We start from the raw sequence: 23,853 nt of genomic DNA, 5'->3' as shown, positions 1-23,853 counted from the left end.
ACTCATCGCCAGCATCGTGCTCCGCCTCCGATGACACTTACAGGACACAACCTAGCCGCTGGCCTCACTCAGGCACAGCTTGCCGAACGAGGGGAGGTGTCTCGTGAATGGTTAATCGGTATTGAGCAGGGCCGTCGGCCGCGTGCTGAGCTCGGCAAGCTGCTTGGACTCCTCAGGGTGCTTGGCCTTGATCTTGTCCTGGAATCACCGAGCGATGTCTCTGAATTAGATGCTGGTGAACGCTCATCCTCGGTCGGAGCATCGGCGATCACTACTAACGAGATCACCCGTAGGGCAATGCGCGACCAAGCCCGTGCAACCAGCTCCGCACTCGCGAGCATCCTGAAAATGCAGTCGGCCATTACTGGCCAAGCAGATTTCGGTTCCGCATTGAGCAATGTCGCGAACCTCAAGAATCTGATGCCGCGACCGGATCCCAACCTCCTACTGAAGCTCGACCTGCCGAATCGCTCTGATAACAGCGACACCACAGACACCGGAAGTGGTGCTGAATGAAGCAACCACGCATATCGTCAAGCCTGGTGTGCTTGGGCTTCGTTCACAGGCTTTGACAGAACACGTGTCGATGCGGGCACTTCAGTTGACAGGTTTGAGCGTTGCGAACTCTCACTTCGAACGATTTGCGGGAGAACCTGCGATTGTGGTGGAAAGGTACGACCGATACCGGTACGAGGGCGTCCTATACCGAGTTCACCAAGAGGATCTGTGTCAGGCCACGTCGACGCTCCCGCGCTACAAGTACAACGTCACTGCGAAACAGGTCGTCGATACGCTTCGCGCAGGAGGCGCCGATGAGGTTGAAGTGGGCAAGTTCGTGCAGGCGGTCCTTGCCAACTGGCTTATCGGTGCACCGGATGCGCACGCCAAGAACTACTCAGTGCTGTTGACGCCGGAGTGGGTCCAGCTCGCCCCGCTGTATGACGTGGCGACTGGTTTCGGCCAGGAAGAAGAGCGGCACAAGATGGCGATGGAAATTGGCGGGGCCAGCACAATTCACGAGGTCGCCTCGAGACATCTCGAAGCGTTTGCCTCGGACCTTGGACTGGACCCAAGCGCTGTGCTCATTTCTGCTGACGTGTTCGCGCAGCTCATTCCAGCGGCCTTCGCACAAGCCATTTCCGAGCTGGACTTGCCGTCTGCGGATCGCAGTCATCTTGAGCAAATAAACGCGGAAATTACTCAACATTGTGAACGCGTCCGGAACAAGCTTGCGGCCGCGTAGCTGAGCTTGCGGGAGCGCCTTGCGCTAAAAGATCATCGGCATATCGTCGTCGAGCGAGGTCTCCGTATCGAGCTCGACCATGACGGGAACGTGGTCGCTCGGACCATCGCCCTTGCGCTCATCCCGAGCGATTTCTGCTGAATTGACGAGCTCCAGGAATTCCGAGGATCCGAGGATGAAGTCAATGCGCATCCCCTCGTTTCGTGGGAATCGCAGCTGCTGGTAGTCCCAGTACGTGTAGCCCTCGACCCCGAGTTCGCGAGTGACATCGACTAGCCCGTCCGTCAGGAAGGCATTGAACGCATCCCGCTCCGGCTGCGAAGTGTGGGTTTTGCCCTCGAAGAATGCCGGATCCCAAATGTCGATATCGAGCGGCGCGATATTGAAATCGCCCATGAGCGCGAGGGGCTCGTCGGGATGCTCTTCCCGGCGCTTCGCCGTCGCCGCGCGCAGCGCATTGAGCCACTCGAGCTTGTAGTGGTAGTGCGGATGGTCGAGTTCGCGGCCGTTCGGGACGTAGAGCGACCAGAGCCGCACTCCTTCGATCGTGACGCCGAGTGCACGAGCCTCGAGTGGCAGCGAGCCGTCCTCGGCGGGCTTGCCGAAACCCGGCATCCCGTCGAACCCGTCGACCACATCCTCAATGGGAAGTCGTGAAGCGAACGCAACGCCGTTCCACTGATTGAGGCCGTGCGCAATCACCTCGTACCCGGCTTCTTCGAACTCCTCGTATGGGAACTGCTCGGGCTTGCACTTGATCTCCTGCATCGCGAGCACGTCAATGTCGGCGCTCTGCAGGTAGTCAATGACGCGGCCCTTGCGGGTACGAATGGAGTTCACGTTCCAGGTGGCAATGCGCATGGGCTCTACCGTATCGCGTGCGCGGGCGTTGTCCGCCGAGCGGTCGAGCCTACCTTGCTTGCAGGGTCTGCTCGTCGCGTGCATCCGCCGAGTGCTCGCCGCTACCACTCTGCGGAAGGCAGGGAAGGAAGGAAGCAGCAGCCACCTAAAACTTCGCGGTCTGCATCGCGGTCGTTTCGATTCCCGATTCCGGCCCCGGAGTGTTCGACACAGAGGTCTGTGGCTTCGGAAGCAGCAGCAGTGCGAGTGCGCCGAGCAGCAGAGGCACAATAAATACGAAGTAAATATTGCCAGCAAGCCAACCCGCGTCGATGAGCGCACCAGCGACGATCGGCGAAATCATGCCACCGGAGCGACCGATACCGCCGATGAATCCGACGCCGGAAGCGCGCTCGGCGGCATTGAAGTAGACGGGGCCGATCGAGAACATGCCCGCGACTGCCATGTTCGTGAGCATGCCGAGGATGATCGCCGCAATTGTGGTGAAGAGAAGATTGCCGGTGGAGACGCCGAAGATCGCGAATGAGATGGCAGCGAGCCCCGCGTATGTCGCGACGGCACGGTTGATTGCAAAGCGGTCGCCCACGACGGCGACGACAAGCGAACCGATGATGCAGCCGAGGCTGAACATCACGCCGGCCGAAATTCCGGAGTTGACCGAGTAGCCGCCCTCTTGCACGAGCTTCGGAGTCCAGGAGTTCGCAAAGTAGAACGAGCCCATGATCATCATGAACGCGAACGCGAGCAGCAGTGTCTTCTTCGCCTGCCCGTTCTTAAAGAGCGTCAAAATATTCGCTGACTGACGGTCGGCATCGGTCTGATCGGGCAGTGCGTCGAGCGTGTTCTGCTTCATTCGACCGAGGATGGCGTTGATCTTCTCGAGCGATCCGGCGGGACGCTTCGCGTCGAGGTAGTCGATGGACTCGGGCAGCCATAGCAGCACGATCGGCACCATTAGAAGAGTGATGATGCCACCCACGATGAAGCCCATGTGCCACGTGAAGTGGGTGAGGAGGAATGCGACTGCGGCGCCGCCGAGCACGCCACCGATCGGCTGTCCGGTGGAATAAATCGCGACGGCGGTCGAACGTCGCTTGGCGTTGGAGTATTCGGCGACGAGGACGTTGAGGCTTGTCTGCATCGTGCCGACCGCGATACCGGTGAGGATGCGCATCCCGAGCAGCATGTAATAGTCGGTTGCCATCGCCGAGCCGAACATCCCGAGCGCGATCACAATGGTCGCGAGGACGATGGTCTTGCGGCGGCCAATGTGGTCCGCGATCTGCGCGACGAAAAGCGCGCCGAGTGTCATACCGAGTAGCGCCGCCGAAAGCAGGACGCCGAGTTCGGTGCCGCTGATGAGGAATTCTTCTTGGATGTGCGTTGAGCTGAAGGCGAGGACCAGTACGTCATATCCGTCGATGAAGTTCAGCGCCAAACAGATTCCGACGACGCTCCACTGTGTTCGCGTCATCGGCGCGCGATCAATTGCTTGCTTGATATTCAACTAAAGAACCTTTTCAGGACTCACTCCGGCCAACCAGAGGAGAAGTGTTTCTTGAGCGGGTCGTCATTGACAGGGCGGCACGCACTCGCGGGGAAGAACCTCGATGGTTACACGTACAAGAATAGTGTTCAGTCGCAAGATATACAATGCCGTATACGATTTTCGAAGGCTCTTGCGTGCGAAATGCGCGGTCATTTGCAAGTATTTCCCGGCTCGTCTCGCAACCAACTACGCTGGGGAACGTGACCGACGCGCGTACTCAACTCATCCAGCTCATCAGTGACGAAGCCGTTTTCCACGGCGACTTCACGCTCACCAGCGGCAAAAAAGCCTCCTACTACATTGACTTACGGAAGTTGTCGCTCGACCACCGGGCGGCACCGCTCATCGGCGAAGTACTGCTCGAACTCATTGACGAGTTCGCGCCGGTCGCCGCGGTGGGCGGCCTCACAATGGGCGCGGACCCGCTCGCAAACGCGGTAATGCACCAGGCCGTTGCGCGCGACCGCGCGGTGGATGCGTTTGTGGTGCGGAAAGAGCCAAAGGATCACGGCCGCGGAAAGCAGGTTGAGGGTCCGGATGTTGCGGGCAAGCGGGTAGTCGTGCTTGAGGACACCTCGACGACGGGCGGTTCCCCGCTCGCCGCGATCGAAGCCCTCGAAAAGGTCGGTGCCGAAGTGGTTGCCGTGTGCACGATCGTTGACCGCGCGACGGGCGCTGGTCAGCGCATCGAGGATGCGGGCTACCCGTATCGCTACGCCATTGGGCTGGACGACCTCGGACTCGAAGCGGTCTAGGTCTTGGCGGTAGAGCAGTCGCGCTCGCGGCAGGGGTCGCCACTCGTGCGGAACCTCGTGATCGCCGTGGTTGTGGTGCTTGCCGCGGGTGTTGCCGGATGGTTTTGGTCGCCATTTGGCAGGCCGCCCGCACCGAGCGCAGTCACTGAAGCGACTACTGCGCCCACGCAGTCGCCAGTCACGACGCTTTCGGCCGGTGACTGCTTCGAGACACTCGATTCGCCGTGGCAGGCATCCTTCGTCCCGGTGTCTTGTGAAGAATCGCACACCGCGCAACTGACCGCGATCATCGATGTCAATTCGGTTCTTGGCGATGGCTCGACCGTGGATGCGGCGTGGCCCGGCGAAGAAGCGCTACGTGAGCACGCGATGCTCGCGTGCCAATCGCCCGAAGCGCTCGACCTTGAAGCGGCTGCCAGCATCCCGGACTTACAGGTCGAAGTTCGCTGGCCCGCGACACAAGCGGAATGGGATGGCGGACTGCACGCGTACCACTGTTTTGTTACCTCGTCCGAACAGTTCGGTTCACTGCAGCCGTAGGATGTGCTCATGACTCGGGGCGCACTGTGGGATCCGGAAGGGCCTAATTCCGTTCTTCACGGCGATAATCTGCCGATCCTGCGGTCGCTGCCCGACGCATCCTTTCAGCTGATCTATCTTGACCCACCGTTCAATACCGGGCGCCAGCAGCGGCGTGAATCGATGAAGACCTCGCGGTCTGCATCCGGCACACGAGTGGGTTTTCAAGGTAAGACCTACGAGACCGTGCGTGGACTCGTCACTTCGTATAACGATGCCTTCGATGACTATTGGGCGTTTCTCGAGCCACGACTCGAAGAAGCGTGGCGGCTCCTCGCGCCGACGGGCACGCTGTATCTGCACCTTGACTACCGAGAAGTGCACTACGCGAAGGTGCTGCTCGATGCGCTATTCGGGCGCGAATGCTTCCTCAACGAGATCATTTGGGCGTACGACTACGGAGCGCGCACCAAGAAGCGATGGCCCTCGAAGCACGACACGATCCTGGTGTACGTCAAAGATCCGAATAAGTATCACTTCGACAGTGAAGAAGTGGATCGGGAGCCTTACATGGCGCCGGGACTCGTGACTCCTGAGAAAGTTGCGCGCGGGAAGCTGCCGACGGATGTGTGGTGGCACACGATCGTGTCGCCGAATGGCCGCGAGAAGACCGGATACGCGACGCAGAAACCGCTCGGAATTTTGCGGCGCATCATTGCGGCCAGCAGCCGTCGCGGGGATTGGGTGCTCGACTTCTTTGGCGGCAGCGGCACAACGGGCGCGGCGGCTTTGCAGCTGGAGCGGCGGTTCTTGCTGATTGATGAGAATCCGGAGGCGATTACGACGATGCAGCGCCGGTTTGCGGATGCGGATGTTGCGTTTGTGGCCGCCGCTTGAATGACAACAAGGAGTGACCACTCTTGTGGAGGGCACTCGAAAGAGTGGTCGATGGTTGGGGTTATTTCCGCGGATAGCAACAAGCAGTGACCATTCTGCGCAGCGGCCGAAGTAGTGACCATTCTGCGCAGCGGCCGAAGCAGCGACCATTCTTGTGATGAACGTGCGCAGTTCCGTCAGCCGTTATTCGCGGGGCCGCGGCCGTACACGTGCTGCAGGACCCAATCGTGCATGGTGACCGCGGCAGCGGCGGATGCATTGATCGACCGCGTAGAGCCGAATTGGGTGATCTCGATGACCTGTTCGGCGGCGGCAACCGCTGCCTTCGTGAGCCCGGGCCCTTCCTGACCAAAGAGGAACACGCAGCGCCGAGGGAGGGAAGTGGTCTCAATCGGCACGCATCCCGGCACGTTATCGATCGCGATAATGGGCATCTCGGCTTCGGCGGCCCACGCCACAAACGCTTCAACGGTCTCGTGGTGGATCACGTGCTGATAGCGGTCGGTGACCATTGCCCCGCGCTTGTTCCAACGCTTGCGGCCAATGATGTGCACTGTGTTCGCGCCGAAGGCATTCGCCGAACGCACGATTGACCCGATGTTCATGTCGTGCTGCCAGTTCTCGATCGCTACGTGGAAGGGATGACGAGACTGATCGAGGTCCGCGATGATCGCATCCATCGTCCAATAGCGGAAGCGGTCGATGACGTTTCGAGTGTCGCCTTGCGCGAGAAGTTCGCGGTCGTAGCGCGGATCATCCGGCCATTCACCCTCCCAAGGGCCAACCCCGTACGTCGACAGCTCGTGTGTTTCGCTCATCCGCGTCCTCTCAAAGTCCAACCTCGAGCGTAGTACTGCGGTTACGCGCGCGGGGACGTTGCGCGATCGCCGAGGTCCGCCCAATGCAGCGACTCGTGCCAGCCGCCGTATCGTTTCATGAGCACGCCCGATGACGGTTCGTCGGGGGCGCGAACTTTGTCGTACTGAGCGACGGTGATCGGGCCGTCGAGGACGGTGGCCGCGCGGTGTAGCGCCGCGTAGCAAACATCGTCGGTGTGTTCGCGACGTGGACCCTCACCCGGAACGATGGAGAGCACTTCATCCGCGAAAGCCCATGGCTCGTGCGCGGAAGTTGCATCCGCGGAGGCCGCATCCGCTGAAGTCGCGTCTGCCGTGGTCGCATCCGTGTGCCCAAACGCATCCGCGGGCCGCGAAATCAAGGCAGCTGAATACGCAATGATTTGCTCGGCAGTAGCGCGAACCTCCGACCATTTCCCGAGCCGCGCACGCACGCTTGCAGCGCTCGGAAGCTCGTGCTGCCGCATCCATACGCCAAGGTCTGCGTACGAATGCCGTTCGCGATCGGCGCGGAGGTAGGCAACGACGCTCGCCCAGAGCTCGGCATCCGAAATCACGCGGCGCGGTTGTCGAACGCTGGTGAGCCGGTCTTCGAGCCCGGCCGCGCGCATCGCTTCGCTCCAGCTGCCGAATCGCAGGATGAGCGTTGAGGGGCTTGGCGCGTCGTGTTCGCGTGCCCACTCGTCATAGTCGCTCAGCCGAAAAGAGGATGCGTCGGTCGACCATTCCCGAAGATGGTCGATGAGCTGCGACTCAGGCATCATGCTCTCAACACTAGAGGAGTCCGTTGGCGCGCTCGATTGGCCTGGCGGCGCGGCGATTCGCCGTGTGTTCGCGCGGATTACTCGCCAGAGTGCCGTAGTCATGGCAGCTAGCGTTCATCATGGTTGAAGTGCGAACCATGATGAGCGCTGCGAGCCCGGGGTACGCCGCTGCTGGCCGGGTTGCGGCGGTGCGAGCCAGGAACGCGAGCACGCGCACCCCGCGCCGCCCGCCAAACCACTACGGCAGCAGCTCGTTGGTGTAGGCGTCCTCGGCGGCGACCGGCTCGCTGATGATTCCGGCCTCGGGCATGAACGCGAGCATCGCATCCCACGCCTCGGGATTATTGGTCAGCAGCGGCAGCTCACCGTCGGTCTCCATGAGCGGAATGGTCGCCTCGAGCGTGGCGAGCGCGGCATCCTTTTGCTCATCGGTGGTCAGCGTCGGGATGTAGTTCGCCGCGATGTCGACGGTCTCAGCCGGGTTCTCGGCAATGTATTCGATGGCCTGCGCCACCGCACCGAGTACCGCGGTGACGTCTTCGCCGCGTTCCGCCACAACCGCAGTCTCGGCACCGAGCGCCGGGCCGACCAACGTCGGAGCTGCGGGGTCGACGGCCTCAATGACCCGAATGTCCATACCCTGGGCGGCGAACTGCACCGCGTCGTTGTTCGAGAAGCCCATCACCGCATCCACCTTGCCGGAGGACAACGCGGCTTGCTGGGTGAACCCGATGTGCTGCACGTCGACATCGGACTCACTCAGCCCGGCACCGTCGAGCATCGCAAGCAGCGCGAAGTAGGTCTGGCCGTACGGTCCGGGGGTGCCGACCGAGTGCCCTGCAAGGTCTTCAGCCGATTGGATCGGGGAGTCCTCCGGCACGATCAGCACGGCCGGGTAGGTGTTGTACAGCGTCGCCACCGAGGTCACGGGCACACCACCCGACACGGCCTGAACGATCTCGTCGCCACCCGCGTACACGAGCTGTTCATCGCCGGTCTTCAGCGCACCGAAGAGTTCCTCGCTCTCACCGTGGTGCCGCAGCTCGACATTGACGCCAGCATCCTCGAAGTAGCCAAGCTCCTCAGCCACATAGAACGGTGCGAACTGAATATTCGGTGTGTAGGTGAGGCCAATCGTGAGCGCCTCACCGGACGCAGCATCCGGCGCGGCGGCAGTTTCGGATGCGCTGGGCGAGCCAGCCTGGCAGCCCGCGAGGGCGAGCGCGGCAACAGCCGTAGTTGCGAGCGCTTTCAGGATGCGGGGGAATCGGTTGCGGGACATTGGGTACTCCTGGGTTGGGGATGCGGGGGTGATTGCGCGTCGGCGGCGACGTGCATTCGGCGCTCAGCGGGCCTGAACTTAAGGTTTTGCCGAGTTGGCGTGGACGCGCGTGTTGCCTCGGGTTGAGTTGCGGACAGGGGTCTAGTTCGCCGTGGTGACGACGATCGCTTGGGTAGTGGATGCGCCGTTCGCCTGCCGACGAAGGTCGCTTGAAGTGCGCCGCTGTCGCTTATTCGCGAGCGACTGCAGCACTTGCAGGATGGTGAACATGCCCACCGCGAGGAAGGCGAGCATGAAGAGGGTCGCGAACATGCCCTCGGTGTCGTTCGCGTCGCGGTAGAGCGTCAGCAGCATTCCGAGGCCCTGGCCGCCCATTGTGAATTCGCCGACCACCGCGCCGGTGACCGAGAGGGCGACTCCGGCGCGTATCCCGGCCAGGATGCTCGGCATCGCGAGGGGTGCCTCGACCCAGGCCAAGGATTGCCAGGCATTCGCGCCGTCAAGTTTCGCGGCCTCGAGGACGTCTTGGGGGAGCGCGCGCACCCCGATCACCGTGGTGATCAGCATCGGGAAGAACGCAACCACCGCACACAGGATCGCGATTGGCGTGAGGCCGTAGCCGATCCACAGCGCGAGTAGCGGTGCCACCGCCACCGCGGGGATGGCCTGCGAGGCAGTGACATAGGGCGTGAACGCGAGGTCCACCCAGCTGACTTTCGCAATGAAGTAGCCCAAGGGCACCGCCACGAGCGTTGCCAATACCGTGCCCATGAGGGCAGCAATCAGCGTCTCTTCGGTGTGAGTGAGCAGCGGTCCCTGCGTGAGCTCGAGCCAGAAGCGGGCGAAGAGGTCGCTCGGCGCAGGCAAAAACGCCTCGCTCACCGCACCGGTACGAATGGCGAGTTCCCACACCACGAGGACCACGGCCGCCAGAGCCACCGGTGCCACAATGCGCGGCCACCGCAGTGAGGCCTGCGGTGATCGTTGCCGGGGTGAATTCCGTGCCATTGTGTGCGGTTGTCCTTCTCTTCCAGCTCCGGAGGAGTGGGGAGAACAATGGAAGGCACAAACAGTGGCACCGTCACGCGCATCCATGAGGATGCTTTGCAACGCACGAGCGCCTCCCATCCGGACTTTAACCGTCGGTATCGGAATTTCACCGAATCAGCCGCCTCCCAAAGGACGCGGGTCGTGGACTATAACCACCGGCTCGGACTTTCACCGACCCCGGAGCACGTGTACTTGAACGCGATCTTACGCGTTCTCCGAGATAATGGCACCATGACTTCAAATAATTTGCTTGGCATCCCGGAGACTCGACTCGATGAAGAGCCGGAGGTAATCGATGACCTGAGCCACCTGCCCCGTGAAAAGACCGCGCTCGCGGCCATCGTCTCAAAGCATCCGACCTCATCCCTCGCCTGGGCTGAGGCGGCCCAGCGCGAATTCCTCGACGGGCGCATCCTCGAGGCCTATGCCTACTCGCGGGTGGGCTACCACCGCGGCCTCGACGCGCTGCGCAAAGCGGGTTGGCGCGGTCAGGGACCGGTGCCTTGGGAACACGAACCGAATCAGGGCGTGCTGCGTTCATTTTGGCAGTTGCGCCGCGCCGCAGCGGAGATTGGTGAGACTTCGGAGGTCGAGCGTCTCACTGCGCTATTGAACGACTCTGACCCCAAAGCTGAAGCCGCTATCGAAGAACTGGATGGCGCAGGCCAGTAGAGTTGCTGTTGATCTGCGTCCAATAGGGCGCATTACTCGCATTACTCAAGGAGATGAGTTCATGCCAGGCGTTGCAATCATCGGCACCCAGTGGGGCGACGAAGGTAAGGGAAAGGCAACCGACCTTCTCGGCAACCGAATTGACTATGTGGTCAAATTCAACGGCGGCAATAACGCCGGCCACACGGTCGTGATCGGCGACGAGAAGTACGCGCTGCACCTGCTGCCCTCGGGGATTCTATCCCCCGGTGTGACGCCGATTATTGGCAATGGCGTGGTCGTTGACCTCAACGTGCTGTTCGAGGAGCTCGAGCATCTCGAAGAGCGCGGCATCGACGTGTCGAAGCTGCGCATTTCTGGCAATGCGCACGTGATTCCCGAGTACAACCGCGCGCTCGACCAGGTCACCGAGCGGTTCCTCGGCAAGCGACGCATCGGCACGACCGGTCGCGGCATCGGGCCTACCTACTCCGACAAGATGTCGCGGGTCGGTATTCGGATGCAGGACCTCTTTGACGAGGGAATCTTGCGGCAGAAGATCGAGGGCGCGCTCGTGCAGAAGAACGAGATGCTCGTGAAGGCCTACAACCGGCGCGCATTCTCGGTGGACGAGATCGCCGACAGCCTGCTGCCCTTTGTCGATCGCTTGCGCCCGATGGTGGGCGATACGGCGCTCGAGCTGCACCAGGCATTGGATGCGGGCAAGACCGTTGTGTTCGAGGCCGGCCAGGCGACAATGCTCGATATTGACCACGGCACTTACCCATATGTGACCTCTTCGTCGGCGACTGCGGGTGGCGTCGCGACCGGTTCCGGTGTGTCGACGCGGCATATCGACCGCCTGGTAGGAATTCAGAAGGCGTACATCACGCGCGTGGGCTCGGGCCCGTTCCCGACCGAGCTGGACGATGAGTTCGGCGAGAAACTGCGCGAGCGTGGCGGCGAGTTCGGCACCACCACCGGTCGCCCACGCCGCACCGGCTGGTTCGACTCGGTGATTGCGCGCTACGCATCCCGCATCAACGGCTTCACCGACCTCGTGATGACCAAGCTGGATGTGCTCTCTACCTTCGAGACGATTCCGGTGTGCGTGGCCTACGACGTGGATGGGCAGCGCTTCGACGAGATGCCGATGTCACAGTCGGACTTCCACCACGCGAAGCCGATCTACGAGGAGTTCCCCGGTTGGCAAGAGGACATCTCGGGTATCCGCGAGTTCAGCGACCTGCCGAAGAACGCGCAGGACTACGTCAAGGCGGTTGAAGAGCTCTCGGGCGCGCGCATTTCTGCGGTTGGCACCGGGCCCGCGCGCGACCACATTATTGAGCTGCACAATTTGCTGGGTGACTAGGGCTGCTTGGTGACTCAGTTGCCGGGGCACATCGCGCACGCCGCGGCGTCGTTGTAAAGTTGTCGGCCTAGCCGGTCAACGCAGCCCAGCGTTTGCGGCCAAGTAATGAGGACGTTTAATGAGTAATCCACCAGTCACTTTTGTCATCGCCGGCTCGGAAGCAACCGGTGGCGCCGGTGTGCAGGCTGACCTGCGCACCTTGCAAGAACTCGGTGTGTATGGCGCCGCGGCGCTAACCTGCATCGTGTCCTTCGATCCCAAGGATGACTGGAACCACCGATTCGTACCCGTAGACGCGCAGGTGATTCGCGACCAGGCCGAGGCGATTCTCGCGGACTGGACCCCCGCATCCGTCAAGATCGGGATGCTCGGGGCGGTGCCGACGATTGAAGCGGTTCGCGACGTGCTCACCGAAGCAAAGCTGCCGAATATCGTGCTCGACCCGGTGCTGATCTGCAAGGGCCAGGAGCCCGGTGCGGCGCTCGATATTGACAATTCGCTGCGCGCCGAGGTGCTGCCGCTCGCCGATGTGCTCACACCGAACGTCATCGAGGCGCAGATTCTGTCTGGCATTGAGTCGCTGGAGTCGGTGGCCGATTTCGGTGAGGCGGCAAAGCGTATCGCGGACCACGGCGCGAAGGCAGTGCTCGTGAAGGGTGGCGTTGACACCCCTGGTGATCAGGCGGTGGATGTGCTGTGGGACGGTTCGGAGCTCGTCGAGTTCTCGCGGTCGAAGATTGGTGAAAATCGCGTGTCGGGTGCGGGTGATTCGCTCGCTACGGCGATCTCGGCGGGGCTCGCACTCGGTCAGGACCTGCACACCGCGGTGGAGAACGCGAAGGAATTTGTCACGGCCGGGATCCAGCGCGCGATCTCCGCGCAGACGCCGTTCGACGTGGTCTGGCAAGGCAAGTAACCGTGGCAGCGACGCTGCCAGAGCCGGATGCGCAGCTCGAGGGGCGACACATTCGGCTCGAGCCGTTGACCCGCGAGGGTGCCCTCGAACTCGCGCCGGCGCTGCGAAAGCCCGAAGTGTTTGCCGGTGGCTTCGGCGGGGGACCTGCGGCGCTTCCCGACAGTGATGACGCCTTCGCCGACTGGTTGCTTGGCTACACGCCGGGCATCGCGCAAGGCCGCAGCTACCTGATACGAAGTGCAGCGGATGATGGTGCGATCGGTACCAGTTCGTTCTACAAAGTCGACGCGGCGAATCGGGTGGTGTATCTCGGGTACACCGCGTATGCGCCCGAAGTGTGGGGTCAGGGCGTGAACCCCGACCTGAAAGTGACGCTGTTGTCCGCCGCATTCGCGGGTGGCTTCCACCGCGCGGTGTTCGAGGTGGACAATCACAATGGGCGCTCGCAAGCCGCGATGCGTAAAGTGGGTGCGCACTTCGACGGGGTGCTGCGTGAAGACCGGCTGCGTGCCGATGGCAGCTGGCGCAGTACGCATGTGTTTTCAATCCTGGAACAAGACTGGCCAGAGATCCGCGTGGGTCTTGAGGCTCGCATCCCGGCGTAACGCGCCAACGAACTCACCAGGCGGGCGTGGTTGACTGACTGCCGTCCCGCGCATCCACCCGCACCACGACGAAGGAGCCGCAATGAGCCTGAACCTCACCCGCGCCGAACTGGCGAAGTACATCGACCACACCCTGCTCGCAACGAACGCGACCAACGACGATGTCGTCGAGCTCTACCGTGAAGCGAGCGAAATCGGTGCCTACGCGGTGTGCGTCTCCCCGAATATGTTGCCGATCGGTGCGGCTTGGACAGGTCTTGACCCCGACGCCGAAGAGCCAGAATTGCCCGAAGACGCACCCAAGGTTGCTACCGTCGTCGGCTTTCCTTCCGGCAAGCACCACTCGAACCTGAAGGCTGTCGAAGCCTCGCGCGCGGTTGCCGAGGGCGCGCACGAGATCGACATGGTGATCGACATTGGGATGCTCAAGGCTGGCTACCCGGAGCTCGTGCAGCAGGATATCGCCGCGGTTCGCCAGGCGGTGCCGGCGCCGACCGTGCTCAAGGTGATTATTGAATCCGCGGCGCTGACCGATGCTGAAATCGTGCAGGCCTGCGAAGCGTCGGTGGCCGCAGGTGCAGACTTCGTGAAAACCTCGACTGGCTTCCACGCCGCGGGAGGTGCATCCGTCGAAGCAGTCGCGCTCATGCGCAAGACCGTCGGACCCGACATCGGCGTCAAGGCATCCGGCGGGGTGCGCACCTACGCGGATGCGATGGCAATGATCGAGGCGGGCGCGTCGCGTCTTGGGATGTCATCGGGCAAAAAGGTGCTCGCAGAAGCACCAGAAGCATAGGCCGACTTCGGTAGAGTCGTACTTATGACTCATCCGGAACCTTCGCCGACGGACCAGCAGCAGGCCCTACAAAAATTGGGCGAGATTCGCAGGTCTATCGACAACCTCGATGCGGCGATGATCCACATCCTCGCAGAACGGTTCCGACACACCCAGCAGGTCGGCGTGCTCAAAGCAAAGCACGACCTCCCCGCATCCGACCCCGGGCGTGAGAAGCTTCAAGTCGAACGGCTCCGCAACCTCGCGCACGATGCCGAGCTCGACCCGGAATTTGCGGAGAAGTTCCTCAACTTCATCATCGCCGAGGTCATTCACCACCATCACCGCATTGCCGAACAGCGAGGGGAGTAGCAGCGCTCCATGAGCGACGAACAGGCCGATAAGTCGGGAAGCACCCGGGCGAACCGACCGTCGAGTGCGCAGCCGAAGCGGAAGGGCAGCACCTGGCGGAACTGGTCGGGCGGCGTCACTGAGACCTCGCAGCTCACGGCGGGCCCGACGAGTGAGACCGCGGTTCGCGCGCTCGTGATTGGCGCGGGCGGGTCGGGGCTCAAGGTGAAGACTGTCGGCTCGGGGCACTCCTTCAACGACATCGCGACGACCGAGGGCCTGAGGCTGCACTTCAACGATTACCGCGGATTGGTGTCCGTCAATGAGCACACGAACGTCGCGACCTTTCGCGCCGGTACGCGGATGCAGGAGGTCGGGGAACTCCTTCGTCCCCACGGACTGACCCTCGCAAACCAGGGCGATGTGTCTGCGCCAACCATCGCGGGCGCGATTTCGACCGGAACGCATGGCACTGGGCTTGGTACAAGCGGGCTCTCGTCGATGGTCAAAGGACTTCGCATGGTGCTTGCAAACGGCGAGATCGTGTACTGCGATGAGCGCACGCATGCTGAGCTGTTTGAATTCGCGCGCCTCGGTCTGGGCGCGCTTGGCATCATTGTCGAGGTCGGGATTCAGTGCGTACCGAGTTTTCGCGTCGAGGCGAATGAGTCGGCCGAAGCGGTGGATGCGGTGCTCGATTCGTTCGTGGAGCGTGCGCGGGCCACGGACTACTTCGGATTCTATTGGTTCCCGCACACCGAACAGGCCCTCGTGAAGTCACACCGCCGACTCGCAGACGACGAGGAACCCGAGGGGCTCGCTGGTCCAAACGCGACGAAGTTTTTCGATGAAGACCTCGTGCAGTACTGGGCGAATGGGCTAGCGGCCTCGCTCGGCGCGGTCGCGCCTTCGGTGGTGTCGCGCCTGTCCCAGTTCACTTCGAGTCTGTCGGGTTCGCGTCATTACATCGACGACTCGAGCAAAATGTTCAGCACCGCAAAGCGGACGCGCTATAACGAGCTCGAGTATGCGGTGCCACTCGAAGACGGCGCGGAGGTCGTTCGCGAGATTCGACGAGCGCTGGAGGCACACGGCCTCAAAGTGTCCTTCCCGATCGAGGTGCGCTGCGGTGCGGCAGACGACGTGCCGATGTCGCCCGCCTACGGTCGCGAGACGATGTACATCGCCGTGCACCGCTATGTACGGGAAGAATATGCCGAGTATTTCGGTGTTGTCGAAGACGTCTTGCAAGCGGCGGATGGTCGTCCTCACTGGGGCATGATGCACACCCTGCGTGCGCCACGGCTGCGTGAGCTGTACCCGAAGTTCGATGAGTTTGTGGCGCTGCGGGATGAGGTTGACCCGGATCGCGTGTTTGGGAATCCGTATTTGGAGCGGACGTTTGGGGCGTAGCTCGTCTCGACCATAGCAACCAGTTCACACAACTACGGAGAAACAGAATGGATGCCCCGTCCTCGCCATCTTCCCGGGACGAACGGCTTTGTATTATCGCTGAGCCACGGTAAGGGGTGAGCGCAGCAGCTCCCTTGGCCTGGCTGGCATCTGTTGCCGCTGTGCCCACCCGTTGCTACAGCATTCACCCGTCACGGCGGGATTTCGTGCTTCGCCTGTTTACCGCAGTGGGCGACACGGATGGGAACTATCGTGCTGTAAAGCCGCCATCGACGACGATGTCGGCACCCGTGACAAAGCTTGCATCCGACGATGCGAGGAAGGCCACCACGCTGGCAATTTCAGTAGCGTGAGCTCGACGACGGAATGGCGTTTCGGGAACAACACCACCATCCGGGTCAGCCTCGGTCATAGGTGAAACAACCCCTCCGGGGCAGAGCGAATTCACTCGGATTCCGAGTGGTGCAAACTCGAGTGCCGCAGTCTTCGTGAGACCAATGAGACCGGCTTTGCTGGCACAGTAGGCGCCATTATTGAGTGCGCCCACGGGCCCAAAGATCGAGGCAGTGTTGATAATCGACGCACCCTGACTGTTCCGAAGCAATGGGAGTGCAGCCTGCATGCCCAAGAGCGGACCGGTGAGGTTGACGTTCAGTGTGCGTTGCCAGCCTTCCAGGGTCTCGTCTTCGATGGCGACTTCGTGGAGGATGCCCGCGTTGTTCACCAGGATATCGAGGCCACCGTGCGTCTCTTTAATCATTTGGACAACACTGTCCCAATTCGCTGGGTCGGAGACATCCAAATGGAGAAAGGACACGGGGAGACCCTCGTTGGCGAGTTCCTTCGCAAGCGCATGACCCTTCTCATCGAGAATGTCGGCCGCAATAACGGTCGCACCTTCGTCAGCGAGTCGACGAACATGCGCAGCTCCCTGTCCTTGCGAACCACCGGTAACGAGCGCCACCTTGTTTTCAAGTCGGCGGCTCACGTTGGTTGTGTTCATATTGTCTCCTTGTGTTGTGTGCGGGATGCTTGCGAAGCAAGTGTTGTTAGGGGCTTCGCAACGCGATGGCAAGTTTTGCGAACTCGATTGAGTTCCGGGTGGCTCGTTGGGCGGCGGCTGGGTCTTTAGCGAACGCAGCCTCGAGAACGATGAGTTGGGAGTCCCGCATACTTGAATCGTTGTGCTCGTAGGCGTTGCGGAAGGCGATGAGTCGATAGAGTTGGCACTGCTTCCACAAAGTCTCAATAACGCTCAACATGATTCCGTTCCCCGCCGCTTGGTAGAGGATTCGAATCATTTCGGTGTCGAAATTAATCGCTTCAAGCAATTTGCCTTCGCCAAGCGCCTGCGCCGACTTTTCATTGGCGGTGCGCATCGCGTTCAGCCGCTCAGGGGTAATCCTTACTGTGCCGTCGTACGCCGCCTTCTCTTCGAGCAAAGTGCGGACGTTGTAAATCTCGAGGAGCTCCGTGGTGCTGAACTCTTTGACGATCGCCCCCTTATAAGGGACATGCTGGGCGAGACCCGCCGCTTCAAGTCGACTGATGGCATCGCGAACCGGAATGACACTCGTTTCCACCTGTTCGGCGATTTCGCGCACACGCAAACGGCTACCACCGGGGCGAACGCCGCTGAGGATCTCGTTCTCGAGATGGTTGTAGACCCTCTCGCTAATCAAGATGGGTGATTCAGTTTCTGGTGTGGACAATTGCATACCGCTCTCCTCGAGATTCCGTTCGTGCAGCAATTTAGTAGGTGGGTATAACCAGCAACATCGCTGGTTTCCGGTCCCTATCGCTGTCTGTACTCGAGCCTTGCAAATTCTGGCGTGGCGCGCGTGGGGTGCTAGATCGTGCTGCCGGCTGGCCGCACCGATGTGATTTCAACAATAGTAAATCAGATAACAAAATATCGCCACAAAATTTCAACAGATCATAAATACGCCTGATCAAGGCCTGAAACCCTGAGGCAATGCCAGTGTGTGGGCCGATTGCTGGTTGACTCGCGGTCACATTTGTTATCTAATATTGCAAAGATCAGCGATCCCGTCATGGAAACGGTGCAACGAAGCGGCGTCTGACGGATTGTGGGAAGAGGGAACACATGGTCTTCAATTTGGGGACAAAAACTTCACCCATCCCCCTTTCGGGAGGGGTGCAAGTCTCCCAGCTCGGGAAGAGCTACGGAGATCACAAGGTCCTTTCTAACGTCAACCTGGCCATGGGTGAGGGGGAAGTCGTTTCGATCATTGGGCCTTCCGGTGCGGGTAAAAGTACCTTCCTGCGCTGCCTCAACTATTTGGAGGCACCAACGGAGGGAGCCATTACCATCGGTGGTGCCCGCGTCGTTGCGGGCGAAAAGCGTCCCGATAAGGCAGCACTCAATCATCTGCGTCGTGTCACGGGAATGGTGTTTCAGAGCTTCAATTTGTTCCCACACCTCTCGGTGCTCGAAAACATCACGTTGCCGCAGCGCAAAGTGCTTGGTAGGAGCACTCAAGAGGCAGAGGAAGTCGCACAGTCATTGCTCAACCAGGTTGGGCTCCCGCAAAAGGCGAAGGAGTACCCCGCTCGACTCTCGGGCGGCCAACAGCAGCGCATTGCGATCGCTCGAGCCCTCGCGCTCGACCCAAAAGTGATGCTCTTTGATGAGCCCACTTCAGCGCTAGACCCCGAGATCGGCCTCGAGGTTCTAGCGGTCATGCGAGATCTCGCTGATGCGGGAATGACGATGCTCGTGGTCACTCATGAGATGAACTTTGCTCGTGACGTTTCCGACCGAGTCATGGTGATGGGTAACGGTGGTGTCCTGGAAATCGGGCCGAGTAAGGAAGTCATGTCCGAACCAACCCACGACCGGACGCGACAGTTCTTGCGCGCGGTATTGGATCGGTGACGCCAATGGTTTTGGAAATATTCTTGGCAATCGTGAGAGGTGTCGGGATGACACTGTGGATCACCATTGTCTCGCTGGTCATCGGCGGAATTATTGCCCTGCCGCTCACCGTTGCGAGAAACTCTCGATTTGCGGTGGCGCGAGCCCTCGCCACCGGGTACATCAATTTCGTCCGTGTAATCCCGCCGATGACGTGGCTGTTCTTGATCTTCTTCGGCCTACCACAATTCTTACTTCGACTGAGTCCAATGGAAGCCGCGATTGTCGGTTTCTCGATCATTGCTTCCGCCTTCATGGCTGAGATATATCGCTCTGGACTGATAAGTATTCACACCGGACAGCGCGAAGCAGCGACAGCATTAGGGATGAACGGATGGACCACGGCCCGCTACGTGATTTCTCCGCAGGCGTTTCGGGTCGCACTTCCCCCCATCGCCACGTACGCCATCAGTCTGCTTAAGGACTCGGCCCTTGCTTCTGCTATTGGGGTTCATGACATTACGTACTTTGCGCAACAATCCGCAAAGCAGTTTCACCAAGGTTTGCTTTCGTTTGCAATTGCGGGTTCGCTCTACATCATTATTAGTTTGATTATCGCCATGGTCTCCCGGCGAACCGATGTTCTCCTGCGGAAAAAGGTGGGGGTCCTCTGATGGATATTTTGACCGATTGGATTGAATGGTTCCCTCGGGTTTATCCAGGTGTACTGGTTTCATTGCAACTCACCGGGCTCTCCTTGTTATTTGGAATGCCACTCGGTCTGATCCTTGCCGTCATGGCGGAGACCCGGTTCCAGCCATTCAAATGGGCCTCATTCCTCATTGTAGAAATCGGTCGGGGTCTGCCCGCGCTGGTGCTCCTGTACATGCTCTATTTCAGCCTCCCGGAGGTGGGCGTCACGCTCACCTCGATGGTGACTGCCGTGATTGCGCTCTCCTGGAGTACGGGTGCCTATGCCTCCGAGTACTTCCGAGCTGGTCTTGCCGCAGTGCCGAACGGACAACGAGAAGCCGCACTCACTTCAGGACTGGACGGCTGGAATGGTTTTAGGCATATCATTTTGCCCCAGGCACTTCGTATTTCCACTCCTCCGCTGGCTAGCCTCGCTGTACTTACCTTTCAAGCAAGTGCATTGGCGTTCATGATCGCAGTGCCTGAGCTGATGTCAAAGGCGTTCGAGATTAGCTCAACGACCTTCAAGTATCTCAGTGTCTATGTATTCGTAGCATTTATCTACGGCATATTAACCATTATCTTCTTGGCGCTTACCACATTGCTTGAAAAATACTTGAACCGTCATATGCAGCGGTAAACGCGCCTTTCCATTGTGTAGAAATTCAAAAATAAGGGAAAAAATGTTAAATTTGTCAAGTTCATTGCGTCGTATTCTGATTGTCGGCACTGTTGCCGCAACCGCGACGGCTACATTGGTCGGTTGCTCGAGTAGTGCTGGCGACGGCGTTGCGGAGGATTGCACGCCTGCCTATGAAGGCTTCGAAACAGTCAACCCTGGGGCGCTCACAGTCGCAACCTATGACTTTCCACCGCTGACGGTTGTCGATGGCACAGAAATGTCGGGGGTAGAAGGCGACTTACTCAACGAGGTGGCGAATCGCCTGTGTCTCACCCTGCAAGTTGAATCGGCAGGGGGCGCGAACGCCGGGGTTCCCTCTGTAGAGAGTGGCCGTGCGGACATCACTGCGGGCGACTGGTACCGAACTTCTGCCCGAGAAGAAATCGTTCGACTCAGCTTGCCTGTATATCTCGACCAGAGCGGAGTCATTTCAACGTCGGGTCTGACTGTTGACGATCTCGAGGGCCACATCGTTGGTTCGATCGTAGGTAACCTGTGGAACGACAGCATGCAGCAGTGGTTGGGGGATGACTTCGTCATCTACCAGGATGATGAGTCGCTATACGGCGACCTCAATGCTGGTCGAATTGATGCGCTCATTGCGGGAATCGCTCCATCGATGAACCGCCTTGATAATAACCCAATTGAAGGGGCGACCATCGAGGCCGTTACGCCGATCGACACCGTGCCGGAATTTGAACAGCCCGGTCAGGTGGGTTGGCCGTCCAGCTACGACAACGAAGCATTTGGTGACGTTCTCGATCAGGTAATTACGGATATGCACGAGGACGGCACAATCGAGCAGGCACTAATCGAATGGGAACTTGATCCGTCGGCGGCCGATGTCGGCGACCCGTACGTCCTCTAGAAATCGCAATGGCGGTATTCCTCGTGCACAATCGTGCCGATGTGATCCACGTAGTTACTAAGAGATTGAGTTTTGATGGTCAAGAGCAAACCGCCTGTCGTGCTCATCACGGGCGCGGCCAGTGGAATGGGGCGCTGTACGGCTGAACGATTCCTTGCGGAGGGGTGGACAGTGCTGTCCATTGACCGAGTTCCAACCGAACTCAGCCACGGAAAAGGGCAGCGCATCGAGATTGTCGCAGATGTCACTGATCGGGAAGCCCTTGATCAGGCTCTAGCCAACCACTTACCTGAGGCAGGGCCGCTGCGTGCGGTCGCCAATATTGCCGGAATCTATCCGCCTTCCACCCTGGACTCGGTAACCCCGCAACTTTTCAGGGCAGTATTCGATACCAACGTGCTCGGCGTGATTAACATGATGGCGGCTGCTTCGAAATTTCTAGATTCTGGTGCCGCAATAGTGAATTTTGCTTCGGTTGATGGATATCAGGTGTCACCAGGGCAACTCGTTTATGGAGCATCCAAGGCTGCCGTAATCATGCTGACAAAGTCGGTCGCGCTCGAACTTGCCCCTCGAAATATTCGCGTGAATGCAATAGCCCCGGGATGGGTTGCGACGCCGGGCACCGCGAAAACCGAACGAATTGCCCAAGCTGCCGAATCCATCCCGCTCGGCCGCGTCGCCCAACCAGAAGAAATTGCCGAATGGGTTTGGATTCTTTCCAGTACCTCCGCTTCTTATGTCACGGGCGAAACCATAACCATCGCCGGCGGATTCGCCACTCGATGACTAACTCCTGAGAAAGGATTCAATATGACCCGCTACTGCATTATCGGCGCAGGGGCCGCAGGCCTCTCCGCATTGCAACAGCTCCGTGAAGCCGGCCACGAAGCCGATTGCTTCGAGGCTACTGACCGCGTTGGCGGTCACTGGCATACCGATTACGACGCGTTGCACCTCATCACGGCACGAGATCAAACGCATTTTGAGGGATTCCCAATGCCGAAGGAATACCCACACTTTCCCCGCAGGGATCTCGTACGCGAGTACATCGAGTCTTATGCGCGACATCACGGTCTCTATGAGCGAATTCAGTTCAACACCCGTGTCGAGTCGGTCGTGCCTGTGCAAACCGAAGGGCCAGTGGGTTCAGCCGGTTGGCGAGTGACTCTCGCGGGTGGAGAAATTCGAGACTATGACGGTGTATTCGTTGCCAACGGCCACCTGTGGGACACGAAGGTACCTGCGATCAGTCAGCAGTTCACCGGTAAACAGGTGCACTCGGGGAAGTATCGCAACACCGATGACATCGAGGGTACGCGCGTGCTGGTCGTGGGCGCAGGTAACTCCGGTTGCGACCTGGCGGTGGATGCGGCCCAGCACCGCTTCGAAGTCGACATCGTGATGCGCGCGGGGCTCTACTTCCAGCCCAAGAGCTACTTTGGTGTGCCTCGGCAGACGATGCCCTGGCTGGAACAATTCAGCCCGACCGAGCAGGATTTCATTGCGCGAATGCTCGCAAAAATCTCCATCGGTGATTGGAGGAATTATCCGGGTATGCCAGAGCCCAAAGAGAAGACGCTTGCAGAGGGCCGATCTACCGTCAACGACTTGTTGCTGTATTGGATTCAGCATGGCCGAATCGCCATCCGCCCGGGGATCGAGAGCATCAACGGAAAAACGGTGAAATTCTCGGATGGCACGGAACGGGAGTACGACACGATTCTGTGGGCCACGGGCTTCCATCCGTCGCTGCCATTCCTCGATGACTCCCTTATCAAAAACGAAATGGTGTACCGCTTCGATATGCGGGCGGCATCGTCCCTCAGGGGCTCGAGAAGCTGTATTACATTGGCTTGGCGGCACCGCGAGGACCGCAGATTCCGGTGTATGGCATTCAATCGAAGGTCGCGATTCGGATCGCAAAGCTTCATGAAGCAGCTTCCGATGCCTTCGCGCCAGTTGGTTCGTATCTTGAGGGGCTGCAAATCGCGGATGACCGAATCGACATCGTTCGCGACGTTTGGTATGAGCAACTGGCAGATACCGATCGGCTACTCGACGCCTATGAGCGAGTGTCGGACTCTGCCAAGAGTCACTCGGTGTAGGACTCGCAAATCGCAGTCGTGCAGCTTATCCAGTGGCGAGAGGTGAGGACTCCCCAGACACGACTCGTGAACCAGCAGGGCACTAGGTAAAGGGCGGTGGGGCTAACCAGGATTGTCTGGATAGCCCACCGCGTTTTGCGCTCAAAGGGCGAGACTAATTCTCCAAGTACGTTGGCTCAAACAGCCACGAACCGGATCATTGAGACTCATTGATTCGTTACCACGGCCGCGAATAGCTTCGCTTCCGCGCCTGCTTCCGATTTCAGGATTCGCGCCGGTAAGTTTCGTGTCACCACGACCAAGTCGCGAACAGCGACCGTTTCGGTGTTTGGCAGCACAAGCGCCGCCAGGACGCGCCCCACGGTCCCAGTCAATGATGGTGATTGCATGGAAACTTGCTCAGCAGTCATGCCCTCAACCATGAGATTGAGGGCATGACAGGAATGATCCAGACTCAACAACTCGACATCTGCGTCGCCTGGAAAATGTACCTTGGCGCCAGACGCGAGCCGATGCACTGTGACACCGACGCGAAGGGTCACGTCGCCGTCGAGCGGCATGAACGTTCGCTGCACTCCCGGCAAGGGCGAGAAGGGCGCCGGTTCGCGAAGTGCTGCCACGCTCAGCCTCCAGTTCGGCAGTGATTCATCGCCGATGGCGCGAGATTCCTCGAATGACACGAACTCAGTTGTCAGGCCTGCACCATTTGTCCACGGCACCGCGGGTGTCGCAGCGAGACTCCGAAATACATCCAAGCGACTAGG

28 protein-coding genes and 1 riboswitch are annotated in these 23,853 nt (G+C 59.9%); of the genes, 18 read left to right on the top strand and 10 right to left on the bottom strand.

Features of this window, described 5'->3' with window-relative positions; genetic code table 11:
• On the top strand, window positions 1-516 hold a 516-nt coding region (locus ACTHXA_RS14675; protein ID WP_441673620.1), incomplete at its 5' end, for a helix-turn-helix domain-containing protein.
• Window positions 503-1,243: a HipA domain-containing protein gene (locus tag ACTHXA_RS14670; RefSeq protein WP_441673619.1), complete on the top strand. Its 741-nt coding sequence runs from the start codon at window positions 503-505 to the stop codon at window positions 1,241-1,243. The genes ACTHXA_RS14675 and ACTHXA_RS14670, both read left to right, overlap by 14 nt.
• 24 nt (window positions 1,244-1,267) lie before the next feature.
• Here ACTHXA_RS14670 and ACTHXA_RS14665 read toward each other — a convergent pair whose 3' ends face one another.
• The gene (locus ACTHXA_RS14665; protein WP_441673618.1) at window positions 1,268-2,104 is read right to left on the bottom strand and encodes an exodeoxyribonuclease III; all 837 of its coding nucleotides are present in this window, start codon (window positions 2,102-2,104) and stop codon (window positions 1,268-1,270) included.
• A 145-nt stretch (window positions 2,105-2,249) separates the two neighbouring features.
• On the bottom strand, window positions 2,250-3,611 hold the full coding sequence (locus ACTHXA_RS14660; RefSeq protein WP_441673617.1) for an MFS transporter: 1,362 nt from the start codon (window positions 3,609-3,611) through the stop codon (window positions 2,250-2,252).
• Window positions 3,612-3,853: 242 nt separating this feature from the next.
• Here ACTHXA_RS14660 and pyrE point away from each other — a divergent pair, with 242 nt between their 5' ends.
• Genes pyrE through ACTHXA_RS14645 form a run of 3 tightly spaced genes read left to right on the top strand, consistent with a single transcriptional unit; the run spans window position 3,854 to window position 5,824 of the window.
• A complete protein-coding gene (gene pyrE, locus ACTHXA_RS14655) occupies window positions 3,854-4,408 on the top strand; it encodes an orotate phosphoribosyltransferase (RefSeq protein WP_441673616.1) in 555 nt (184 codons plus the stop codon).
• Window positions 4,409-4,411: 3 nt separating this feature from the next.
• Window positions 4,412-4,948 carry a septum formation family protein gene (locus ACTHXA_RS14650; protein WP_441673615.1) on the top strand — a complete coding sequence of 179 codons (537 nt, stop codon included), beginning with the start codon at window positions 4,412-4,414 and terminating at the stop codon, window positions 4,946-4,948.
• 9 nt (window positions 4,949-4,957) lie between these two features.
• Window positions 4,958-5,824, top strand: a complete 867-nt coding sequence (locus ACTHXA_RS14645) for a DNA-methyltransferase (protein ID WP_441673614.1) — start codon at window positions 4,958-4,960, stop codon at window positions 5,822-5,824.
• A gap of 176 nt (window positions 5,825-6,000) precedes the next feature.
• Here the strand turns inward: ACTHXA_RS14645 and ACTHXA_RS14640 are convergent, their stop codons facing one another.
• From ACTHXA_RS14640 to ACTHXA_RS14620, 5 genes are all read right to left on the bottom strand, one after another.
• Window positions 6,001-6,642 carry a TrmH family RNA methyltransferase gene (locus ACTHXA_RS14640; RefSeq protein WP_441673613.1) on the bottom strand — a complete coding sequence of 214 codons (642 nt, stop codon included), beginning with the start codon at window positions 6,640-6,642 and terminating at the stop codon, window positions 6,001-6,003.
• 41 nt (window positions 6,643-6,683) lie between these two features.
• The gene (locus ACTHXA_RS14635) at window positions 6,684-7,445 is read right to left on the bottom strand and encodes a homing endonuclease associated repeat-containing protein (protein ID WP_441673612.1); all 762 of its coding nucleotides are present in this window, start codon (window positions 7,443-7,445) and stop codon (window positions 6,684-6,686) included.
• A 10-nt stretch (window positions 7,446-7,455) separates the two neighbouring features.
• Window positions 7,456-7,656 carry a hypothetical protein gene (locus tag ACTHXA_RS14630; RefSeq protein ID WP_441673611.1) on the bottom strand — a complete coding sequence of 67 codons (201 nt, stop codon included), beginning with the start codon at window positions 7,654-7,656 and terminating at the stop codon, window positions 7,456-7,458.
• Window positions 7,657-7,683: 27 nt separating this feature from the next.
• On the bottom strand, window positions 7,684-8,727 hold the full coding sequence (locus ACTHXA_RS14625) for an ABC transporter substrate-binding protein (RefSeq protein ID WP_441673610.1): 1,044 nt from the start codon (window positions 8,725-8,727) through the stop codon (window positions 7,684-7,686).
• Between the two features lie 141 nt (window positions 8,728-8,868).
• Window positions 8,869-9,735 carry an ABC transporter permease gene (locus ACTHXA_RS14620; RefSeq protein WP_441673609.1) on the bottom strand — a complete coding sequence of 289 codons (867 nt, stop codon included), beginning with the start codon at window positions 9,733-9,735 and terminating at the stop codon, window positions 8,869-8,871.
• Between the two features lie 104 nt (window positions 9,736-9,839).
• A riboswitch (FMN riboswitch) is annotated at window positions 9,840-9,966 on the bottom strand.
• A 42-nt stretch (window positions 9,967-10,008) separates the two neighbouring features.
• Here ACTHXA_RS14620 and ACTHXA_RS14615 point away from each other — a divergent pair.
• From ACTHXA_RS14615 to ACTHXA_RS14585, 7 genes are all read left to right on the top strand, one after another.
• On the top strand, window positions 10,009-10,449 hold the full coding sequence (locus ACTHXA_RS14615) for a DUF3151 domain-containing protein (protein ID WP_441673608.1): 441 nt from the start codon (window positions 10,009-10,011) through the stop codon (window positions 10,447-10,449).
• 61 nt (window positions 10,450-10,510) lie between these two features.
• Window positions 10,511-11,800, top strand: coding sequence for an adenylosuccinate synthase (locus ACTHXA_RS14610; RefSeq protein WP_441673607.1), 1,290 nt, complete (start codon window positions 10,511-10,513; stop codon window positions 11,798-11,800).
• Window positions 11,801-11,918: 118 nt separating this feature from the next.
• Entirely contained in the window at window positions 11,919-12,716 is a 798-nt protein-coding gene (locus tag ACTHXA_RS14605) for a hydroxymethylpyrimidine/phosphomethylpyrimidine kinase (RefSeq protein WP_441673606.1), read from the top strand.
• A gap of 2 nt (window positions 12,717-12,718) precedes the next feature.
• Entirely contained in the window at window positions 12,719-13,321 is a 603-nt protein-coding gene (locus ACTHXA_RS14600; RefSeq protein WP_441673605.1) for a GNAT family N-acetyltransferase, read from the top strand.
• Window positions 13,322-13,403: 82 nt separating this feature from the next.
• On the top strand, window positions 13,404-14,117 hold the full coding sequence (deoC, locus tag ACTHXA_RS14595) for a deoxyribose-phosphate aldolase (RefSeq protein ID WP_441673604.1): 714 nt from the start codon (window positions 13,404-13,406) through the stop codon (window positions 14,115-14,117).
• A 24-nt stretch (window positions 14,118-14,141) separates the two neighbouring features.
• A complete protein-coding gene (locus ACTHXA_RS14590; RefSeq protein WP_441673603.1) occupies window positions 14,142-14,468 on the top strand; it encodes a chorismate mutase in 327 nt (108 codons plus the stop codon).
• Window positions 14,469-14,477: 9 nt separating this feature from the next.
• Window positions 14,478-15,860 carry a D-arabinono-1,4-lactone oxidase gene (locus tag ACTHXA_RS14585; RefSeq protein ID WP_441673602.1) on the top strand — a complete coding sequence of 461 codons (1,383 nt, stop codon included), beginning with the start codon at window positions 14,478-14,480 and terminating at the stop codon, window positions 15,858-15,860.
• A 247-nt stretch (window positions 15,861-16,107) separates the two neighbouring features.
• On the opposite strand, the gene ACTHXA_RS14580 is transcribed toward ACTHXA_RS14585, so the two are convergent.
• Both ACTHXA_RS14580 and ACTHXA_RS14575 read right to left on the bottom strand, forming a co-directional pair.
• Window positions 16,108-16,863 carry an SDR family NAD(P)-dependent oxidoreductase gene (locus tag ACTHXA_RS14580; RefSeq protein WP_441673601.1) on the bottom strand — a complete coding sequence of 252 codons (756 nt, stop codon included), beginning with the start codon at window positions 16,861-16,863 and terminating at the stop codon, window positions 16,108-16,110.
• Window positions 16,864-16,909: 46 nt separating this feature from the next.
• Window positions 16,910-17,578, bottom strand: a complete 669-nt coding sequence (locus ACTHXA_RS14575) for a GntR family transcriptional regulator (RefSeq protein WP_441673600.1) — start codon at window positions 17,576-17,578, stop codon at window positions 16,910-16,912.
• 389 nt (window positions 17,579-17,967) lie between these two features.
• On the opposite strand from ACTHXA_RS14575, the gene ACTHXA_RS14570 reads away from it, so the two are divergent.
• The 6 genes from ACTHXA_RS14570 to ACTHXA_RS14545 all read left to right on the top strand — a co-directional run bounded on the left by ACTHXA_RS14570 (window position 17,968) and on the right by ACTHXA_RS14545 (window position 23,135).
• On the top strand, window positions 17,968-18,759 hold the full coding sequence (locus tag ACTHXA_RS14570; RefSeq protein ID WP_441673599.1) for an amino acid ABC transporter ATP-binding protein: 792 nt from the start codon (window positions 17,968-17,970) through the stop codon (window positions 18,757-18,759).
• Window positions 18,760-18,764: 5 nt separating this feature from the next.
• Window positions 18,765-19,412, top strand: coding sequence for an amino acid ABC transporter permease (locus ACTHXA_RS14565; protein WP_441673598.1), 648 nt, complete (start codon window positions 18,765-18,767; stop codon window positions 19,410-19,412).
• Window positions 19,412-20,071 carry an amino acid ABC transporter permease gene (locus tag ACTHXA_RS14560; protein WP_441673597.1) on the top strand — a complete coding sequence of 220 codons (660 nt, stop codon included), beginning with the start codon at window positions 19,412-19,414 and terminating at the stop codon, window positions 20,069-20,071. The genes ACTHXA_RS14565 and ACTHXA_RS14560 overlap by 1 nt, the downstream gene beginning before the upstream one ends.
• A gap of 52 nt (window positions 20,072-20,123) precedes the next feature.
• Window positions 20,124-20,981 carry a substrate-binding periplasmic protein gene (locus ACTHXA_RS14555; RefSeq protein WP_441673596.1) on the top strand — a complete coding sequence of 286 codons (858 nt, stop codon included), beginning with the start codon at window positions 20,124-20,126 and terminating at the stop codon, window positions 20,979-20,981.
• Window positions 20,982-21,056: 75 nt separating this feature from the next.
• The gene (locus ACTHXA_RS14550; RefSeq protein WP_441673595.1) at window positions 21,057-21,770 is read left to right on the top strand and encodes an SDR family NAD(P)-dependent oxidoreductase; all 714 of its coding nucleotides are present in this window, start codon (window positions 21,057-21,059) and stop codon (window positions 21,768-21,770) included.
• Window positions 21,771-21,794: 24 nt separating this feature from the next.
• The gene (locus tag ACTHXA_RS14545; protein WP_441673594.1) at window positions 21,795-23,135 is read left to right on the top strand and encodes a flavin-containing monooxygenase; all 1,341 of its coding nucleotides are present in this window, start codon (window positions 21,795-21,797) and stop codon (window positions 23,133-23,135) included.
• A 160-nt stretch (window positions 23,136-23,295) separates the two neighbouring features.
• Here ACTHXA_RS14545 and ACTHXA_RS14540 read toward each other — a convergent pair.
• A partial coding sequence (locus ACTHXA_RS14540) for a HutD family protein (protein ID WP_441673593.1) occupies window positions 23,296-23,853 on the bottom strand: 558 nt, incomplete at its 5' end.

This window comes from Gulosibacter sp., assembly GCF_052090685.1.
Taxonomy (GTDB): Bacteria; Actinomycetota; Actinomycetes; order Actinomycetales; family Microbacteriaceae; genus Gulosibacter.
This window is presented reverse-complemented; position numbering and strand designations above follow the sequence as displayed.

What these genes read in the sequence shown, in the direction of transcription:
- ACTHXA_RS14665 (WP_441673618.1), bottom strand. Translation starts at nt 2,104, where the DNA reads ATGCGCATTGCCACCTGGAACGTGAACTCCATTCGTACCCGCAAGGGC.
- ACTHXA_RS14645 (WP_441673614.1), top strand. Translation starts at nt 4,958, where the DNA reads ATGACTCGGGGCGCACTGTGGGATCCGGAAGGGCCTAATTCCGTTCTT.
- ACTHXA_RS14640 (WP_441673613.1), bottom strand. Translation starts at nt 6,642, where the DNA reads ATGAGCGAAACACACGAGCTGTCGACGTACGGGGTTGGCCCTTGGGAG.
- ACTHXA_RS14635 (WP_441673612.1), bottom strand. Translation starts at nt 7,445, where the DNA reads ATGATGCCTGAGTCGCAGCTCATCGACCATCTTCGGGAATGGTCGACC.
- ACTHXA_RS14625 (WP_441673610.1), bottom strand. Translation starts at nt 8,727, where the DNA reads ATGTCCCGCAACCGATTCCCCCGCATCCTGAAAGCGCTCGCAACTACG.
- ACTHXA_RS14620 (WP_441673609.1), bottom strand. Translation starts at nt 9,735, where the DNA reads ATGGCACGGAATTCACCCCGGCAACGATCACCGCAGGCCTCACTGCGG.
- ACTHXA_RS14615 (WP_441673608.1), top strand. Translation starts at nt 10,009, where the DNA reads ATGACTTCAAATAATTTGCTTGGCATCCCGGAGACTCGACTCGATGAA.
- ACTHXA_RS14610 (WP_441673607.1), top strand. Translation starts at nt 10,511, where the DNA reads ATGCCAGGCGTTGCAATCATCGGCACCCAGTGGGGCGACGAAGGTAAG.
- ACTHXA_RS14605 (WP_441673606.1), top strand. Translation starts at nt 11,919, where the DNA reads ATGAGTAATCCACCAGTCACTTTTGTCATCGCCGGCTCGGAAGCAACC.
- deoC (WP_441673604.1), top strand. Translation starts at nt 13,404, where the DNA reads ATGAGCCTGAACCTCACCCGCGCCGAACTGGCGAAGTACATCGACCAC.
- ACTHXA_RS14590 (WP_441673603.1), top strand. Translation starts at nt 14,142, where the DNA reads ATGACTCATCCGGAACCTTCGCCGACGGACCAGCAGCAGGCCCTACAA.
- ACTHXA_RS14585 (WP_441673602.1), top strand. Translation starts at nt 14,478, where the DNA reads ATGAGCGACGAACAGGCCGATAAGTCGGGAAGCACCCGGGCGAACCGA.
- ACTHXA_RS14580 (WP_441673601.1), bottom strand. Translation starts at nt 16,863, where the DNA reads ATGAACACAACCAACGTGAGCCGCCGACTTGAAAACAAGGTGGCGCTC.
- ACTHXA_RS14575 (WP_441673600.1), bottom strand. Translation starts at nt 17,578, where the DNA reads ATGCAATTGTCCACACCAGAAACTGAATCACCCATCTTGATTAGCGAG.
- ACTHXA_RS14570 (WP_441673599.1), top strand. Translation starts at nt 17,968, where the DNA reads ATGGTCTTCAATTTGGGGACAAAAACTTCACCCATCCCCCTTTCGGGA.
- ACTHXA_RS14565 (WP_441673598.1), top strand. Translation starts at nt 18,765, where the DNA reads ATGGTTTTGGAAATATTCTTGGCAATCGTGAGAGGTGTCGGGATGACA.
- ACTHXA_RS14560 (WP_441673597.1), top strand. Translation starts at nt 19,412, where the DNA reads ATGGATATTTTGACCGATTGGATTGAATGGTTCCCTCGGGTTTATCCA.
- ACTHXA_RS14550 (WP_441673595.1), top strand. Translation starts at nt 21,057, where the DNA reads ATGGTCAAGAGCAAACCGCCTGTCGTGCTCATCACGGGCGCGGCCAGT.
- ACTHXA_RS14545 (WP_441673594.1), top strand. Translation starts at nt 21,795, where the DNA reads ATGACCCGCTACTGCATTATCGGCGCAGGGGCCGCAGGCCTCTCCGCA.